Raw genomic sequence first — 17180 nt, forward strand, 5'->3', positions numbered from 1 at the left:
ACTACAAATAAGATTTATAAAGCATTCGGGGAGTCCTGAGGTTTTGTAAAACTAAACAACTTAGGACTAAAGCTCACCATCACCCAGGCCCAGTTCTGCGTTATGGATGCATTCCCTCCTTTTAGGATCTCAAGTGATTCACTGCCAAACATCTGGGAATAACCAAGATTGATCCCCAAATCCTTCCGCACCTTATATCCCGCTGCAATGTCTATTTCTGTCCCAAGGTAATCATCCTGCTCATTTCCGGCAGAATCGGTGATAGTCGCAGCCGATGAGAAAACATGAGGCGTTACAGAAATTTCAAATTTTGAAGTGACATAGGAAAACTTTCCGTAGAGATCTAAAAGGCCGACAGAATTCTGGTGGTTACCCACATAAAAATAGTCCATATGCCCATTGAAGGCGTGGTTTGTTCCAAACAGCGGAGTGAATGATTTGAGTTCTCCTGAAGTATCGTTCATATCTGTCCCCGAAAGATATTCGGCTCCCACTCCAGTTACGAAAATATCAGCCAGTTTGTAATTTAGATTAATGCCTGCATACCATGCAGAAACTTCCCGACCTGTATGACTTCCCGCCTGCCCGTAAGCTCCAACATTACCAAAAAGATCTCCAGAAACGAAATTGTGAAAGGCTCCATAGGTTTGAATATAATCTACTTCCCTCTCCTGCGTGGCTGCATCAAATTCATAACCGGTATTCATTAGAAGGAAACTAAAACCAACATTGTTGACGTCCAGATGGTACCAGGCCATTTGAAGGTTTTGATAATTATTTATGCTGTAAGGAACTTCTAACAAAGTTTCTGTCTCGGCGTTATAGGCTGCAGCAAGATCCAGCCTGTGGTTTGCAGCAGGCTTCCAGGAGACAAGAGCCGCATCATGACTGCGTGCTTGCTGAGCCCAGCCAACTTCCCCTAAGATCCTCTGGTTGTCATAGGATAAAACCTGTCTACCTATACGGAAAAGAAAATTTCGACTTGTTTGATACTGGCCATAGGCTTCAAATATTGAAAAGGAATTATTATCTTCTAAACGCATGGTTGGAGTATCCCCCCAAACACCAATGCTCTGGCCTGAAAATTTCACCTTCAGGTTTTCGTCACCATACCCAAGAGTAAGACGGGTACGTTGGGACGTATGGGCAGCAGGATCTGCATCCTCCGGTAATAGTGTTTTATATCCATTCCTGAATTCAAACCTTGGTCGCACCTGCAGGTCGGCTTCAAAGGTCTGTGAAAATAAGGTTGATGAAAAAAGAAGAGCGAATAAGAAGTAGAATTTATTCATTTTTATATAAATTTTCAGCTACAAAAGAATCTATTGCTCCTGTTATAAACTATGATTTTTCTCATAATTACATAAAAATTTAAACTCGCCCTCGCAATTAAGAACTATAAAATTTTCATATTTTTAGCAAACCTTTGCCCCCTCACTTATGAAGCACCTCCTACTGTTTTTAATGATTTCTTTAAGTTCATTTACCGCAGTTACCCAGGAAATAAATACAGATAAATTATACTATGAAGCTTTGGAGGAGTATCAAAGTGGCAACTTCAAGAAATCTCTTGTGCTTACGACTACCGCTCTTACTGCCGCTCCTGAATATCATGATATAAGAGTACTCCAGATACGGAACAAGTTTGCTTTACAGCTTCTGGAAGAAACTAATGTAGATCTTGAATTTTTACTGAACCGGGCCCCTCATTATGAAGGGGTAAAATCATTGACTGTTCAACGTCTCCGACAAATGGAATCGCAAACTGCACTACTATTTGCAGATCACCTTCTGGAGATTTATAATGAAGATGCCGAAATAAACATCATTAAAGCCCGACTCCTGTTGCAATTAAGTAAATCTGAAGAAGCAAGAACGCTAGCAACAAAAATTTTCCAACAATCTGCTCTTAATGATGGCCAACGATATGCTTTACATCAAATAATAAACCTCACTGTCAAAAATGCCGTGCAGGTAACGGGACAGTACATTTCTTTTAGCGATGACTATCCCCGGAATGACCCCTGGTATGTAGTAAGTACAGAATACCAGCACAACTTTTCAAATATGGCGCTCATTGGAAGATTAACCTATTCAGATCGCTCCTATAATGATGGAACTTTATATGAAATAGAGGCCTATCCTATTTTTTCCGAGAAATTATATGCCTTTGGTAACGTTGGTTTTCCTGATGGAAGTGTTTTTCCCGAATTTAGAGCCAGTGCTTCAGCTTTCTATAATTTCGCACCCTCTTTTGAAGCTGAAATAGGATTTAGAAGCTTAACTAATGATAGCAATACCCATTTTATAGGAATTGGAGGACTAACCACCTACACCGGGAAATTTTATTTAAATGCAAGAGCTTTTATTGGTCCCGAGCAATTTGAGAAACTGGTTCAGAATTACCAATTCAATATTAGATACTACTTAAGCACCCCCGAAAATTACCTTTTTGGAAGGGTGGGTAGCGGTATCTCCCCAGATGATCCTACACTGTACACCCAGGCTCAGGAAAATCCTGCTTTGGATGCCTGGTATATAAATACCGGAATTAATAAATCCATCGGAATTCATCACGTAATTTCTATTAGCGGCGGAATGCTTTATGAAGATTTAGCGAATGACAAGAAAGGACAACAGTTATTTGCAAGCCTGGGTTACAGGTATAAATTTTAAGAAGAAGCTGAAGTTTCTGTACTAAATCCTTTTCGGGTCATGGTACCCCAACCCGATTTAATTCCGAAGAGTTTTTTATAAAGTCCCTTAAGCTGCCCAAAGACCAAAACAGGATGAAAAATAAAAGGCTCGAGGTATGCTGCAAGTAAAAGCTCTGCAACTTCCCGGGCAGAAGAATAATGCCTGAAATTTAGGATATAAAAGAAAACTGCTACTGAAGAGAAGATGCACCCCAGCAAATAAACTGCTGTGAACAGTAGTATCGCCGATGGCCAGTCAATGAGCCCGTGATAGCCAAAGAATATTATAAAGATGATCCCTAGAAATTCAACTATGGGCGCTCCAAATTCAAAGAAGCACCAGTAAGGAAAAAAGATCATTCCCATTTTCCCATACCTGGGATTCATGAAAAGGTAACGATGTAACTTCAGAGTTTCCCAAAGACCCCTGGTCCATCTATCCCGCTGTTTTACAAAAATGCTGTAGGTATGGGGAACTTCGGTCCAGCAAAGGGTTTCAGGGATATAGACCACTTTGTATTTCTTCTTCAGTTTTTCCATATGAACCCGGAGTCGGATACAAAGCTCCAGGTCCTCTCCAACCGTGTTAATGTTGAAACCTCCTACTTCTAATAACCGGGTGCGGGGATACATACCAAAGGCGCCAGATACCAGCATGAGACCGTTCACTTCTCCCCATCCCATTCGACCTATAAGAAAAGCCCTAATATATTCCACTACCTGGGTTGTAGGTAAAAGATCCTTCGGAACTTTTAGCTTTTTAAGGACACCGGACTTAATTTCGGAATCATTTGCAACTCCAATAGCTCCGCCACAGGCAATAATTTCCCGGTCTCCTTCCTCCAGGTATGGCCGTACCATTTTAAGAATAGCATCCTGCTCTACAATACAGTCGGCATCTGTACAGAGAACAAGCTCTGTAGTGGCGAAATTAATTCCGCAGTTTATAGCATCACTTCGCCCCCCATTGTTTTTATCAATAATCGTCAGGTGTTTATACTGGATCTCTGTACTTTTATATACCGCCCGTACCATAGCAGTGGGAATAGGCTGTACGATAAAGGTAGAATCTATAGTTTTCAGCTTATATTTTTCAATAAGCAAATCCATGGAGTTGTCTTTGCTCCCATCGTTTACTACAATCAATTCATAAAAAGGATATTGTATAGAAAGAAGGGATTTTACATTTTCAACAATAGTTCGACCCTCGTTAAATGCAGGAGCAACAAGAGTTACCGAAGGAATATCTGTGGCACTAACAATATCCTTAACCTGCAGGAATCTTGACCGGCGCTTATTGCGTTTAACTGCCATTGCAGAGAGGACTACACCCAAAAAATAAAATGATAGCAGGAGCATTCCGTAGACAAAGAATAGCCAACTTATTTTTACATAGAAGCTGTACAATAAATCAGTCATATAACTTCTTTTAGAGCGTCAATGGTGGAATATTGGCTGTAGTAGAATTCATGCACCAGCTTTTCATGGCCACTGGTCCAGAGAATTTCGGCTGCACTAAGCTCAAGAATATCATTCCCGGTATGCAAAATGGCATCATAAAATTCCAGATCGGGGGTGTCTGAGATCTGGTGTATATACTTTAGCAACTGTACCTGTTGTTCGATTGTGGGAACGTTAAAAATCTTAGCTTTTACCTCTTGGAGCTGTTCTCCCGTAAGTTTAAATGAACTAATACAATAAATTGCCGTTTCCCGGCGATCAAAACTTTCATGATCAAGGAAACCAATGATATAATCGACTTCTGTAAACAAATTATACTTCCTGATGATCCTCATTAGTAACTCCTGTGCGTAAGGTCGTTGTGTCGCATAAGTTTTTTTTAAATATTTAATTTTCGGATCGGGATAGAGAGCAAAAAGCTTCTCCACGATCTTGATCTGTTGCCAGAGTGTCATTTCTCTTTTTAGATAAGGAAGAAATCGAAGACTCTCCCATCCCAGGAAAACAACCATAGCAATCTGCGCCTCCCTTCTTACATAAATATTAGGATTATTACGTTCCCTTGTCACATCTTTTAGATACTGGGATTGTTCCATTTCATAAATTTCCCTTATTCCTCTTGCCTTCACATACCATTTCCTGCTCTTAAGCTTGGATTGGGCTGCTCTATAGGGAGGAATTTGACTAAAAAGAAGACGTAATTTGATGTAATTTTCTCCCAGCATTGTTCTCTGGGCCCTTATCATAAGATCTATAAGGTACTGGATATTAGCCTTTTTAGAAGGTTTAGCACCTACAGCCTGTAAAGCTCGCTGAACATTTATAAAAGAATATTCCTCCCCCCTGGGTGGGTAAAGGTACTTTGCTATTTCGTTGGCAAATGTATATTCAATCCTATCCAGTTGTTTTTTTCTAATCTTACGGTATAGCAGGCTAATACCAATAGTACACCACACCAAAACGAGAAAAAAAAGCAGGATTGAAATAAGCAGAAGTAGTTTTCCCTCCATACTATGACAACATTTGTTCTACTTTGTCAAAATTGAAAGGAACTGCAAAAAAGCCGGATACATGCCCCATCTCCAAAATGTTTTGACGAACTTTCTTCTGCCCCATGCTGGTAATGATTAGCAGGGATTTATGCCGTATGATCTCTTTTATCTGGTATACGTAATCCAGGGGCGCAATTCCGTCAAATAAAATATCTGAAATAATAATATCGAAGTTTTCATCCTGATCTTCAATATCCAACTGGTCCAGGCTACGTATTGCTTTACAGCGATAGTCGTGATTTAAGATCATTCGTTCCAGAACCTGTAACAGAATGAGGTCCTGCTGAATTATCAGTGCAGTTTTTACCATATGAGGCTAAGTAGGGAGTACTGAATTGGGGCTCAGTACCTTACAAATCTAACAAAAATTAGTTATAAATATGTTAATCCAGTCATTCTTTTTGACTGATAAAGAAGTATATACGTTAAACATCTTGTTTATCGGCAGGGTTTTAATCGGATAACAAAGTGGATCTGTAAAATTGAATTGAAATCATCCTCTAACTTTCAACTATGAAATTAAAAGCAGCATGTTTGTTTTCGACTTTTATTTCTTCTCCTTTATAATCATCAATTCTCTCATCATCTATGTGCATATCCTTACCAAACCATTTAAACCGAACCTTCTTTACCTTCTTTGAAAAAACAAAATCCTCAAGGAAAATATTTTCATCCTTTTTTAGAAGATCCTGAATATAACTTTCCAGGTCTTTTCGGGCTTTTTCGGGTACGGCAACCAGTTCAAAACTTCCATCGCCCGTCAGGGCTCCGGGAGCAAGTTCAAAATTGGGACCAATGAACCTGATGTTCATTAGTTCCACCAGAAGAAATCTTCCGGTAATTTCTTCTCCATCAGCAATAATTATTGCTTCACATGCCTTGGAGTTTCTTACGATTTCCAATAGCTCTTGCAACGATTGATTAAGTTCATCATCAGGATCTTCCGGCTCTCCTTCGTTTTTCTTTTTCTTTTCCATTACTTTCAGCAGCTTCGGAAAAATTCCAAAGCCCAGTCCTTCGATAAAAAATCCTGCTTCCCCCGCACCTTCCACCTGTCCCACATCAAAAGGTTCAATATTCTTAAGTTCATCAAGTGCTTTAATAGAAAGATTTAAATTTAAAGTGGTAGCAATATTATTAGCTGTGCCCAATGGCAGCACTTGTACAGGGGTTTTTTGAATGGGTGCTCCCACCTTGAGTAATTCTGCAGCCAGTTTTTGTACCGTGCCGTCACCCCCGGCAAGAAAAATGACATCGGCCTCGTTTCGAGTAAACCGCTCCCAACCCGGTGTATCTGTGGAATAATATTTAACCTCATATCCTGCCGCTTCAATTTTTTTTACCAGAGTTTTTTCATCATGTTTCCCAGATCCAGCCGTAGGGTTATGTATAAGAATTGTTTGTTTCATTACCGTGGTTTCCAATAAAGATAAGATTCCGTTAAGAAGAATATGGCTTCATTAACACAGACTTATAATACTCAGGTTTTATCTTAGTCTAAAGTTTTGTATTTTAAAATAACAACCACATTAAAGATAATTAACTTATGAAAATACTTGTAACCAATGACGACGGAATTTACAGTCCCGGGCTTTCCTGCCTGGCTAAATGTGCCTCCAAATACGGGGAAGTAATTATAATGGCTCCCGATGTTGAACAGTCATCTATGGGCCAAGCCATAACCTCTGCTAAGCCTATTACTTATAAAAAATCCCCCATCCACTTCGAAGGAATGGAAGCATATAGAGTAAGTGGAACTCCTGCCGATTGTGTCGCTCTGGGAACTCATTTATTTGATGATATAGATATTGTCCTTTCGGGTATCAACATAGGATCAAACCTTGGAAATTCGGCTTGGCATTCCGGAACCTTGTCGGCTGCACGACAGGCTGTATTGTTTGGAATTAGAGGTGTTGCACTTAGTGTATCAATAGGTGATAATGAACCCGATTTTGATGCCCTGGAACCTTTTGTTGTAGATTCATTAAAAGAGGTGATGCATGAATCTTCAATGGAACTCCTTAATATCAACTTCCCAAGAAAACCCGCAGGAGATATTGTCTGGACCTGCCAGTCGGTACGTCACTATGATGGGAAAGTGGTACAGCAGGAAGACCCTATGGGTCGCGAGCATTACTGGTTCACCGTCTTCCCCATTGAAGATGTAGAAGAAGGAACAGACAGGTGGGCTGTGAAGCATGGTAAGACGAGCATCACCCCAATGATCCTGGACCTAACTGATAAAAAAATATACGAGGCGAAAAAGGAGAAATAAGGATAAGATTTTTTTCCTTAACCTCACAGAATAAAGCTCTGCACTTTGGTGTGGGGCTTTATTTATGTGACAGCACTTTAAATAATTTTTTTAAGCCCTCATTACCCTTCCTATTCCGCCGCCGTGCTTACACCTCCATACCTATTTGGATTTCAGTAGCTGCACCATCAAAATTGGCCTGCTGTGCATTATGTTAAATACAAGCTTTAAATTATTATTCTAAAACCCTTTTTTTTTCGGTACAAGCATCTGCGCATGATATAATTGTCGAAAAGGAATGAATATTTTCATCTTTGGAAAATTTCAGTTCAATTTATATTAATCTCACGCAACCTTTTAAGAGTTTCTGCTCATATAAGTATAAGCAGTTCTAACTTAAAAGAAATAAAATGAAAAATTATTCTCACTTATGTTCATTCTTCCATTACTTTCCTGCTCAATAGAGACAGATGGCCCTTTAGATCCGGGTATGCCGGGTGACTGGGTTCTTGTACAAACCTCCGGGCAGGTTAAAAATTCGGTACAAACCGGATCAGATATGCCTTTTCAGGAGGCATATACTTTAAATGCCGATGGAACCTTTACAAAAACAAGAATTCACGATGGAGAAGTATTAAAAGCAACAGGCACATATGAAATTTCTGAAACCAGCAACGAAATGCAGAGCCCGGAAGTAAATGTTTATGTTTACTTTCACCATGATAAACAAAGCATGTTAGTAGCTACATGCTACTCTTCTTCTTTGACTGAACATCTCTATCTTACTACCGATGTGTGATGGGTTGGGTCTACAGTATGAAAAACTGGATTAGGAAAATAATTAATAAACCAACCATGAAAAGGTTTGTGGGGTAACTATCAAAATTGTTTTCGTTTGACGCAACCTTTTTAAAGTTTCCGCTCTTAGAAGTATAAGCAGCTATAATTTAAAAGACCTAAAAATGAAAAAATTACTCTTAATTTTGTTTATTCTTCCCTTTTTTTCATGTTCTGTTAATACAGAAGAAAAAAGCTGTTCAAAAAGAATCTTTTGAAGATAAATTCAGTTTATCACCTACCATTGCGGCCGTTTACTTTGGGAAAATGGGAGAGGGAAATGCTCTTGATAAAAAATTTGCTGGTAATTCAAATCCTGGTGGGATCACTATAGCCTACGGCCTCTCCCTGGCTTATCAATTATCGGATAAGATTAAGATCCGCTCCGGGGTAAACAGCCTTAATCTCAGTTCCAAAACCAGGAATGTGGAAAATAACCTTGCAGGAAATGCCAGCGCATTAGAGGGAAATCCTGCTGGTAATATTCATTATTCCGCCGGATACGGAACTTTAGATCAACAACTCGACTTTATTGAGATTCCTCTAGAACTGGAATTCGCTTTAATAGATAAGCAGGTGGGAGTAAGTTTAATTGCAGGTGCCAGTACATTTTTTCTTCAGGAGAATGAGGTTACCATAAGTACTGCCGGATTCACCGGTAGTTTAGGCCCTGCTAACAACCTGAATAACAGCCTTACTATTTAGGAATCTTTTCAAGGGTACGTTTTAAGTTCTAAAAGCTTTACTTGCTTTATTATCAAATTTAGAACAATAAAGATTTCTACAGTCGGTGCTCCTGTGGGGTGAAACTTGATCATTTAAAGATAAAAAATTCCGAGGGAAAAATGGAATTATAAATCCTAATAAGGATATTTTATAACAATGATAAAATCTTTTTTTAATACCTTTTTATCTCTTGTTATTGCTTCACCATTTTATAAGGATTATCAATCAAATCCTGAGGAACCTCTATTAACCCAGAACTTATTTCCAATTAATTTCTAAATTAGATTTTAATAATTCTTTGCCACATTTGTTTTTCTTTAAAAAGAGATATGGTTGAAATAATTGATTTATAGAAGGTGGGGGTTTGTCGAGTAGGTAAAGGGGAATTTCACCCCTAAACCTCTCACAGAACCGTACGTGAATCTCTCAATTCATACGGCTCCTCTCAGCCAAGACTTTAAGGTTTAAGCCCTGAATATTGCCAATGTTCAAACAGGTATGGTTCGAGCCTGCATATTTTCTGTAGATGTCGTAGCGCAAGGACCCACTGCTTCCGCTTGAACCTACGGTACTTATTACGTATCCATTTTATCAAGCGAATGTGCAATGTTCTAAATAGTTTCTTGAGGCCTCCCAGTCGAAATTTACCGTAGTAGTTTATCCATCCTCTGATTTTAGGCCGCAACAGAGATGCAATTTTGCTCAATGGGAACTGTACCATTTTATGGATGTTCATCCTGAAGAGCTCTTCATTTATCCTGTTGATGCTTTTCTGACTGATGGCAGGGGTAAAACCTAGTTTCATTATTCCCCTTATTTTAACTACTCTGGGTTTAAAGGTGTGACCCAGAAAATCGAACTTCTGAAATTTCACTTTAAACCTTGGTCTTTTCTTCTGATTTCTGCGACAGTACACTACTCTTGTCTTCTCCTGATTCACTTCCAGTTTACACTCTCTGAATCGTCTTTCGATTTCTTCAAGAAGTCGGTTAGCATGAGGCAAGTGGTAACAATGAACCACAATGTCATCAGCATAACGTTCAAACTGGATATCAGGATAGCGCTTTTGGATCCACTTGTCGAATACAATATCCATAAAGATATTAGCTAATACAGGACTAATTACTCCGCCCTGTGGTGTGCCTTTACCATTCGGATTATGCAGCGTTCCATCAGATAATTGCACTGGAGCCTCCAGCCACCTTTTCACGTACAGCAAAATATGCTTCTCCTGTGTATGGTGCTGAACAGCTTTCAGTAGCAGTTCATGATCAATGTTGTCATAAAATCCTTTTATGTCCAAATCAATGACCCAGCTATATCGTAAACAATTTATACGACATTGGCCTAAGGCATCATGTGCAGATTTCCTGGGACGATACCCAAAACTGCTTGGACTAAAGGTGTGATCAACAATTGTGTTTAACTGCGATGCAATTACTTGTTGGGCAACCCGATCAACTACAGTGGGAATACCCAAAGGTCTCATTTTACCTTTCCCTTTTGGGATTAGTACCTGTCGAACAGGTTTAGGGAAGTAACTCCCACTGGCCATCCTGTTCCATAATGGGTACAGATATTTCCGTGGTTGACTACTTACTGTTTCAATGGATAATCCATCTACTCCAGCACTCCCTTTGTTGGCTTTTATTCTCTTAAAAGCTTCATTTACCTGCAACCTGCTAATAGGTTGCGTCTTGTGTTCTTCATTAAAAATCATCCTTAAATTACTTTAAGTTGTAATACAATAAATGAACATGCTTGAGTGAAGTCCTTCGCTCACAAGATGATTAATCTTGTTCTCTGGAGTATTTTCGCTACTACGACTTCATCCGTCCCAATACCTAACGTCGCTACTTTCTGGTTTTTCCGCTTCGGGATTTTCACCATTTTTGCTTCTCATTTAGATATTGGTTCTCCTGTTCCTTGATAATGCCTGAGTATGGTTCTTGCCTCCTATATGCCGGGTGTCGTATGGTCAGTAATCAGGTATCCACCATACTTAATCTATCGGAGCTGCTCTCTCCTCAATTTTGACACCGTAAAGGTCACTTTCGACACGTCCATAGAGGTTCACTTACGTTCAACTCCCATACTCTCACCAGATCTTGTCGCTCAATACCTGTTCTCTTAAAACAAGCACCACAAGATGGTTTGAACAATACGCCTGAACATCTTGTTCGATAGGCCAACATTTTATGAAACGGTACCGTGAGACTTCTAACTTACCATCCAAAAATGGGGTTAGCTCGTTTCTGTTTCTACATAAAATTCTATCATCATTATCAAAGTTATGTTATCATTTCAATGAACTTTTTAGGTTCTATTGTACTCCCGTGATAACTCAGGACACACAGCAAGAGGAGAACACGCGGAGCGATGTTGTAATGGTTCTCCCCCTTTGTTTATAGGACTTCGCATCTTTTACTTTCAAAGACTATTACTAATTTTGCGGCAAATGCTTTGGGAACCCTTATAAATAAAGAATTTTTTGCGGCAAAAGTTACTAAAAGCCATTTTTAAAACTATTGTGGAGTTTATAGCCCTGGTATTACAACATAATATTAGTTCGGAAGATCTAAGCTTGCAGCATTGGCTGGACTTTCATTAAAGAAACAGGGGAATTATAAAAAATTGACCCTCTCCTATAGAATTACAAAACTCACGATTGCAAAAAACCTATAGGGAGGGATTTTTCTGATTTAGGATCAATAGAATAATATAGCATATAAAGCAAAAGAGATTGTACCCACTAGCAATACTAACCTAAAGATCCTTCTACAAGCTTTTAAAAAATTGGCTCTGCCGCCATTTTCAGTAGAAAAGATGTTCTCCCAGCTCTCGTCCATAATGAATTGTAGTTTTTACTGGAACAACAGAAGGCGCGCGCCTGCAATGCCAGTAGTTAGTTAATTCATAGTCATTAAATAGAATATTTATAATTTACTTAAAATTTTCTTAATAAAAAACATTAAATTACAGTATGAGAAATAGTTTACATGCTCATAAATTAAAAACCATTAGAATTTATTCCTCTTTGAAATTCTTCAAGAAATATCTGTGGCCTCACAACATGGTATTAGTTCGGTAGATTTGGGCTTGCAGCACTCCGCTGTGCTTCGTTCGCTTGTCTTATTTGACCAGTAGGACTACTCAGTTCCTCGAATGATATTTTCTTCCCCTGGTTAGAACTTTTCCCGGTTCACGAATTACGTCCACAACTAAAATAAAAAGTTTCAAGATTTCACTGCTTTAAGACCTCCTTTCAGGTTGTGCATCTTTTTTTCGGGAAAGAAAGCTTTTATTATAGAAGTAGCTTCCAAACTTCTCACTCCTGAGGCGCAGTACACCAGCAAATTATCTTCGGAAGCTAATTCGCTGTACCTTTTTTGTAGCTCCGGAAGGGGAATGTGGAATCCTCCGATATTGTGGATTGCCCGCTCTTTGGCCGTACGAACGTCTAATAACGAATAATTTTCCGGGGTAGATTTATATTGCTCATAAGAAAGAGATTCCGAAATGCCAGTCCCGCAGGAAAAATTGATTTCTTTTAATTCCGTTACCACCACATCGGAATTTTTTGAAAAGGGCAGGATTTTGTTTTGCATCTCAAAAACATCAAAAAGGAGTAATTTCCCTGATAATACATTGCCAATCCCTAAGATTATTTTTAGCACTTCATTCGCCTGCAGGTTTCCGATGATTCCGGGTAAAATTCCCAAGACACCGACTTCGCTACAGGAAGGCATTTCTTCAGCAGAACCGGGTTCCGGAAAAAGACAGCGGTAAGTAGGTCCATTCTGGTAATTAAACACCGATACCTGTCCGTCGAACTTAAAAATGGAACCGAGAACCAGAGGCTTTTCAGTTAAAACAGCGGCGTCGTTGGTCAGGTATTTAGTGGTGAAATTGTCACTTCCCTCAACGATGATATCGTACTCCGAAAATAAATCGTATGCATTTTTCGCCGTCAATCTCTCATTATAAGCCACTATTTCTATCAAAGAATTCATCTCCTGAAGCCGGTTTTTGGCAGCAATTACTTTTGGCTCCCCTACGTTTTTTTCTGAAAACAGGATCTGCCGCTGTAAATTTGAACTTTCTACCAGATCATCATCTATTATTCCTATTTTTCCCACTCCGGCGGCAGCAAGATATTGTAAAACGGGGCATCCAAGTCCGCCGGCTCCTATCACCAGGACCTTTGCCTGCTTCAGTTTCAGTTGTCCTGCTTCACCGATTTCATCGAGAAGTATGTGCCGGAGATAGCGCTGCTTTTCTTTTTCTGTCAACATATTACCAGCTTTTTTCCCAGTCCTTCCAGACAGGTTCTATCCCGGTTTCAGAAAGCATTTTTGCGATAAATTCTGTACTTCTTTCGTCGGAAATTTCGAACTGCTCCAAAGATTGCGGCTCCACCACATAACCTCCGGGATTTGTTTTAGATTCTGCACTCATCGAAGTGATTCCCAGGTGAACGATATTGTTCCTGAAGATCTCACTTTCCCGGGTGGAAATAGACAATTCCACTTCTTCATCCAGTAATCTGTAAGCACAAATAACCTGAAGCAGGTCGGGATCTGTCATCTCCACTTTTGGTTCGAGTCCGCCACTGAAAGGCCGTAAGCGAGGAAATGAAATAGAGTACCTCGTTTTCCAGTAGGTCTTTTGCAGATATTTGAGATGTAAAGCAGTGAAAAAGCTATCGGCTCTCCAGTCTTCGAGTCCGAACAACGCACCAATTCCAATTTTATGGATTCCTGCTCTTCCTAGCCGGTCTGCAGTTTCCAGCCGATAATCGAAGTTCGACTTTTTTCCTTTCGGGTGATGGACCTTATAGGTTTCCCGATGATATGTTTCCTGATATACCAGTGTGGCATAAAGTCCGTTTTCTATCAGCTGTTCATATTCATCCTGATCTAACGGCTGAATTTCAATGGAAATATTAGAGAAATAGGGTCTCAATAGTTTAATCGCATTACACATGTAATCGACGCCCACAGTCTTGTTTGCCTCACCGGTTACGAGCAGAATATGGTCGTATCCTTTTGACTTTAAGAATTTGGCTTCCTTGATTATCTCTGCATAGCTCAACGTCTTTCTGGGGATTTTATTCGTCATACTGAACCCACAGTAGGTGCAAATATTTTGACATTCATTGCTCAGATACATGGGAGCATACATCTGCATCGTATTTCCGAAGCGCTTTTTGGTGATCGTCTTGCTCTGCTGCGCCATTTCTTCCAGAAAAGGCTTTGCGGCAGGAGAGATGAGCGCTTTGAAATCTTCCAGATCCCTTTTTCTGTACTGCAGTGCAGAACGCACATCGGCTTCTGTTTTTGAGAAAATGCTCTGCAGCACCTCATCCCAGGAATATTCGCTTAAAGTATCTTTGAAACTACTCATATAGAAATTGTGTTAACGGACTACTTGCTTCGGCTTGTTGTCTTTGTGGAGCCAGTTTTGCGGTGTAGGCGATTCTTCCTGCTTCCACAGCGAGTTTAAAGGCTTTTGCTATTTCCACCGGATTGGGAGAAACTGCAATTGCCGTATTTACCAAAACAGCATCGGCGCCTATTTCCATAGCATGTGCGGCGTGAGACGGACTCCCGATTCCCGCATCTATAATCACCGGCACGTTGCTTTGTTCAATGATGATCTCCAGGAAATCCAGTGTTTTTAGTCCTTTGTTGCTGCCAATAGGAGCACCCAGAGGCATTACACACTGCGCGCCCACTTCTTCAAGCCGCTTGCACAAAACCGGATCGGCATGGATGTAGGGCATTACCACAAACCCCATTTTTACCAGTTCTTCGCAGGCTTTTAAAGTCTCTATAGGGTCCGGAAGTAAATATTTGGGATCGGGATGAATTTCCACTTTCACCCAATTCGTTTCCAGTGCTTCTCTGGCCATTTGGGCAGCAAATAGAGCTTCTTTGGCATCTCGCACGCCCGAAGTATTGGGTAGAAGACTGATGTAAGGATCTTTTAAGGAAGAAATCATTTGGTCGTCGTCATTTCCCGGTTCCACTCTTTTTAAAGCCACCGTCACCAGTTCACTTTGAGAAGCTAAGATCGCCTGTTGCATTACTTCTGAAGAACTGAATTTTCCTGTTCCCGTAAACAAACGGGAAGAAAAGGTTTTGTCTGCTATTTTTAATTGATCTGTGTTGCTCATAATTGTGTCTCTGAAAATTGTTTGTTAATTTCCTGAAGTACTTTTTCGGGTTGCGGATGAGTGGTTAGCCACCCGGAAACTGCCACTCCGTGCACCCCTATTTCAGCCAACGCGGGAATGTCGCTTGGCGTTATCCCGCCAATGGCAATGACCGGAATTGATGTTCCGCCGGCACTAAGGCTGCTTAGCAGCTTCCGGTAACTTTCTGCTCCCAATACGGGGCTGAGGTTCTTCTTGGTGGTTGTAAAGCGGAAAGGACCCAGGCCAATATAATCTACCTCTTTTTCACAAAGGCTTTCGCAATCCTCAAGCGTGTTTGCGGTTCCTCCAATGATCTTATCCGGCCCCAGGAGTTTTCTGGCTTCCAAAGGGCAGCTGTCTTCTTTTCCTAAATGAACGCCTGCGGCATTCACCTTTTTTGCTACCTCCGGAAAGTCATTAATGATCAGTTTCACCTGGAACTTTTCACAAATTTTTTTTGCTGATTTTGCTGTTTCAAGGACCGTCTCAAAAGATTCATTTTTGAGGCGCAACTGAACCCAGTCTGCCCCGGCGGCACATATCCTGCGAATGTTTTCCAGGTGTTCTGCGGGCGTTTCTCCCTGTGATATATAGTGTAAGTTGGAGATCATATGTTATGATATGCTAATAATGTTTTGTTTGATGCTAATACTTTCTCAATGTACTTTTTTGCTTTTCGGGTAGCCTCCGGAAGTGGATCACCCAAAGCCAAATGTGCTGCAAGTGCTGAGGATAAAACGCATCCGCTACCGTGCTTTTCTGAACAATTGGTTCGTCCCGGCTTAAAGCTCAAGGTTGCTCCTTCTGTGGTAAACAGTTCGTCCAGTCCAAGTGCATCCGGTCGGTGTCCTCCCTTTAGATACAAATTGGTTTTGCTGCTTATTTTCCGGATCGTTTCTTCCATAGGCAATTCAGGATAAAATAGTTGCAACTCCTCAAAGTTCGGCGTGACTACAAAAACCTTTTCGAGAATGGATTCGAAATTCTTCTGAAAATCTTTTGGTTCCTGAAATGAGAATCCGCTACTGGATTTTAAAACCGGGTCCCAAATGATCCTGATGCTTTGGTTTTTAACCAGCAGTTTGTCGATCACTTTATACAAAACCTGAAGGTTTTCCACAATTCCGATTTTCACAACCTCTACAGGAAATCTTTCCAGTAAAAGTTCCAGTTGCTGAAGGATAATACCTTCAGAAGTCCAGTGACAGGCTTCAAATTTTTTATCATTCTGAATCGTATTTGCAGTGTTTACCGCCAATCCATAACATTCCAGGCTTTCAAAGGTCTTGACATCAGCCAGCAATCCGGCTCCGCCGGAGGGATCAAATCCGGCAATGCTTAAAACAAACGGTCTTTTAGTGGTAAACATTTCTGTACTCTTTATAGATTTCAGTAAAAACCTTGTCTCTGTTTTCATCAAGCCATACGGCTCCCAATACTGCTACTCCCGCATATCCCAATTCTTTTGCTTTCGTAATATTATCGGTTTCAATTCCGCCTAAAGCGATCACTTTGTGTTGCACATTTTCTACATTAAAAGCCCGTCCCTTATGACCAGTTTTGGAAACTGAATTAAACACCGGACTCAAAAAGACATGATCAAATGCCGAAGCTTCATTTTTCAGCTGTTCCAGATCGTGAAATGAAGAACTCACCGTAAAGCCATCCGATTTATACTGCTGTATATATTCAGCTAAATCTTTCTTTTTGCTTCGGCAGCTTTCCTTCAAATGAATACCTTTTACCGGAAAAATTTCAGCTAAATGATGATGTTGATGAAGTATCATTCTTTGAAGGTATTTTTCTTCAAATCGTGATAACCATAACTTCAGTTCTTCTTCCGTCATTCGCGGTTTGCGAACGTGTAAAAGGGGCAGCCCATTCTCAAAAAAGTGAATGAGCTGTTCCTTTTCATCACCTTGGCTTTCTTCCGAAGTAAAAAGAATCAGCATCTG

General features: G+C 40.2%; 16 protein-coding genes. 4 read left to right on the top strand and 12 right to left on the bottom strand.

Going from position 1 to position 17180, the window contains the following annotated elements; translation table 11 throughout:
- Positions 1-14: 14 nt before the first annotated feature.
- A complete protein-coding gene (locus H148_RS0110385; protein ID WP_029034743.1) occupies positions 15-1292 on the bottom strand; it encodes an alginate export family protein in 1278 nt (425 codons plus the stop codon).
- 148 nt (positions 1293-1440) lie between these two features.
- Between H148_RS0110385 and H148_RS0110390 the strand changes: the two genes are divergently transcribed.
- Positions 1441-2676, top strand: coding sequence for a YaiO family outer membrane beta-barrel protein (locus H148_RS0110390; protein ID WP_083961637.1), 1236 nt, complete (start codon positions 1441-1443; stop codon positions 2674-2676).
- On the opposite strand, the gene H148_RS0110395 is transcribed toward H148_RS0110390, so the two are convergent.
- The 4 genes from H148_RS0110395 to H148_RS17685 form a co-directional block, all read right to left on the bottom strand.
- Complete coding sequence (locus H148_RS0110395) at positions 2673-4115, bottom strand: glycosyltransferase family 2 protein (protein WP_037325021.1); 1443 nt, start codon at positions 4113-4115, stop codon at positions 2673-2675. The two genes, H148_RS0110390 and H148_RS0110395, sit on opposite strands and share 4 nt — an antisense overlap.
- Positions 4112-5167: a hypothetical protein gene (locus H148_RS0110400; RefSeq protein ID WP_029034746.1), complete on the bottom strand. Its 1056-nt coding sequence runs from the start codon at positions 5165-5167 to the stop codon at positions 4112-4114. The genes H148_RS0110395 and H148_RS0110400 overlap by 4 nt, the downstream gene beginning before the upstream one ends.
- A 1-nt stretch (position 5168) precedes the next feature.
- On the bottom strand, positions 5169-5519 hold the full coding sequence (locus tag H148_RS0110405) for a DNA-binding transcriptional response regulator (protein WP_029034747.1): 351 nt from the start codon (positions 5517-5519) through the stop codon (positions 5169-5171).
- Between the two features lie 190 nt (positions 5520-5709).
- The gene (locus tag H148_RS17685) at positions 5710-6618 is read right to left on the bottom strand and encodes a diacylglycerol/lipid kinase family protein (RefSeq protein ID WP_051286372.1); all 909 of its coding nucleotides are present in this window, start codon (positions 6616-6618) and stop codon (positions 5710-5712) included.
- 137 nt (positions 6619-6755) lie between these two features.
- On the opposite strand from H148_RS17685, the gene surE reads away from it, so the two are divergent.
- The 3 genes from surE to H148_RS0110425 all read left to right on the top strand — a co-directional run bounded on the left by surE (position 6756) and on the right by H148_RS0110425 (position 9005).
- Positions 6756-7484, top strand: coding sequence for a 5'/3'-nucleotidase SurE (surE, locus tag H148_RS0110415; RefSeq protein ID WP_029034748.1), 729 nt, complete (start codon positions 6756-6758; stop codon positions 7482-7484).
- A 409-nt stretch (positions 7485-7893) separates the two neighbouring features.
- Entirely contained in the window at positions 7894-8262 is a 369-nt protein-coding gene (locus tag H148_RS18355) for a hypothetical protein (protein WP_051286374.1), read from the top strand.
- Between the two features lie 305 nt (positions 8263-8567).
- Complete coding sequence (locus tag H148_RS0110425) at positions 8568-9005, top strand: hypothetical protein (RefSeq protein ID WP_029034749.1); 438 nt, start codon at positions 8568-8570, stop codon at positions 9003-9005.
- A gap of 478 nt (positions 9006-9483) precedes the next feature.
- On the opposite strand, the gene ltrA is transcribed toward H148_RS0110425, so the two are convergent.
- The 7 genes from ltrA to H148_RS0110460 all read right to left on the bottom strand — a co-directional run bounded on the left by ltrA (position 9484) and on the right by H148_RS0110460 (position 17177).
- On the bottom strand, positions 9484-10746 hold the full coding sequence (gene ltrA, locus H148_RS0110430) for a group II intron reverse transcriptase/maturase (protein WP_029034750.1): 1263 nt from the start codon (positions 10744-10746) through the stop codon (positions 9484-9486).
- Positions 10747-12262: 1516 nt separating this feature from the next.
- Positions 12263-13321: a HesA/MoeB/ThiF family protein gene (moeB, locus tag H148_RS0110435; RefSeq protein WP_029034751.1), complete on the bottom strand. Its 1059-nt coding sequence runs from the start codon at positions 13319-13321 to the stop codon at positions 12263-12265.
- A gap of 1 nt (position 13322) precedes the next feature.
- Complete coding sequence (thiH, locus tag H148_RS0110440) at positions 13323-14432, bottom strand: 2-iminoacetate synthase ThiH (RefSeq protein ID WP_029034752.1); 1110 nt, start codon at positions 14430-14432, stop codon at positions 13323-13325.
- Positions 14425-15204 (bottom strand): thiazole synthase, encoded by a 780-nt coding sequence (locus H148_RS0110445; protein WP_029034753.1) that lies wholly within the window; start codon positions 15202-15204, stop codon positions 14425-14427. Before H148_RS0110445 ends, thiH begins: the two co-directional genes overlap by 8 nt.
- A complete protein-coding gene (locus tag H148_RS0110450) occupies positions 15201-15836 on the bottom strand; it encodes a thiamine phosphate synthase (RefSeq protein WP_029034754.1) in 636 nt (211 codons plus the stop codon). The genes H148_RS0110445 and H148_RS0110450 overlap by 4 nt, the downstream gene beginning before the upstream one ends.
- On the bottom strand, positions 15833-16594 hold the full coding sequence (locus tag H148_RS0110455; protein WP_029034755.1) for a hydroxymethylpyrimidine/phosphomethylpyrimidine kinase: 762 nt from the start codon (positions 16592-16594) through the stop codon (positions 15833-15835). Before H148_RS0110455 ends, H148_RS0110450 begins: the two co-directional genes overlap by 4 nt.
- Entirely contained in the window at positions 16581-17177 is a 597-nt protein-coding gene (locus H148_RS0110460; protein WP_029034756.1) for a thiamine phosphate synthase, read from the bottom strand. The genes H148_RS0110455 and H148_RS0110460 overlap by 14 nt, the downstream gene beginning before the upstream one ends.
- Between the last annotated feature and the right edge of the window lie 3 nt (positions 17178-17180).

Source organism: Salinimicrobium terrae DSM 17865, from assembly GCF_000424665.1.
In the GTDB taxonomy this organism is placed as follows: domain Bacteria; phylum Bacteroidota; class Bacteroidia; order Flavobacteriales; family Flavobacteriaceae; genus Salinimicrobium; species Salinimicrobium terrae.

Coding starts and splice junctions, on each gene's coding strand:
- H148_RS17685 (WP_051286372.1), bottom strand. CDS start 6,618: ATGAAACAAACAATTCTTATACATAACCCTACGGCTGGATCTGGGAAA.
- H148_RS0110400 (WP_029034746.1), bottom strand. CDS start 5,167: ATGGAGGGAAAACTACTTCTGCTTATTTCAATCCTGCTTTTTTTTCTC.
- H148_RS0110395 (WP_037325021.1), bottom strand. CDS start 4,115: ATGACTGATTTATTGTACAGCTTCTATGTAAAAATAAGTTGGCTATTC.
- H148_RS18355 (WP_051286374.1), top strand. CDS start 7,894: ATGTTCATTCTTCCATTACTTTCCTGCTCAATAGAGACAGATGGCCCT.
- H148_RS0110385 (WP_029034743.1), bottom strand. CDS start 1,292: ATGAATAAATTCTACTTCTTATTCGCTCTTCTTTTTTCATCAACCTTA.
- H148_RS0110425 (WP_029034749.1), top strand. CDS start 8,568: ATGGGAGAGGGAAATGCTCTTGATAAAAAATTTGCTGGTAATTCAAAT.
- thiH (WP_029034752.1), bottom strand. CDS start 14,432: ATGAGTAGTTTCAAAGATACTTTAAGCGAATATTCCTGGGATGAGGTG.
- H148_RS0110455 (WP_029034755.1), bottom strand. CDS start 16,594: ATGTTTACCACTAAAAGACCGTTTGTTTTAAGCATTGCCGGATTTGAT.
- surE (WP_029034748.1), top strand. CDS start 6,756: ATGAAAATACTTGTAACCAATGACGACGGAATTTACAGTCCCGGGCTT.
- H148_RS0110450 (WP_029034754.1), bottom strand. CDS start 15,836: ATGATCTCCAACTTACACTATATATCACAGGGAGAAACGCCCGCAGAA.
- H148_RS0110405 (WP_029034747.1), bottom strand. CDS start 5,519: ATGGTAAAAACTGCACTGATAATTCAGCAGGACCTCATTCTGTTACAG.
- H148_RS0110445 (WP_029034753.1), bottom strand. CDS start 15,204: ATGAGCAACACAGATCAATTAAAAATAGCAGACAAAACCTTTTCTTCC.
- moeB (WP_029034751.1), bottom strand. CDS start 13,321: ATGTTGACAGAAAAAGAAAAGCAGCGCTATCTCCGGCACATACTTCTC.
- H148_RS0110390 (WP_083961637.1), top strand. CDS start 1,441: ATGAAGCACCTCCTACTGTTTTTAATGATTTCTTTAAGTTCATTTACC.
- H148_RS0110460 (WP_029034756.1), bottom strand. CDS start 17,177: ATGCTGATTCTTTTTACTTCGGAAGAAAGCCAAGGTGATGAAAAGGAA.
- ltrA (WP_029034750.1), bottom strand. CDS start 10,746: ATGATTTTTAATGAAGAACACAAGACGCAACCTATTAGCAGGTTGCAG.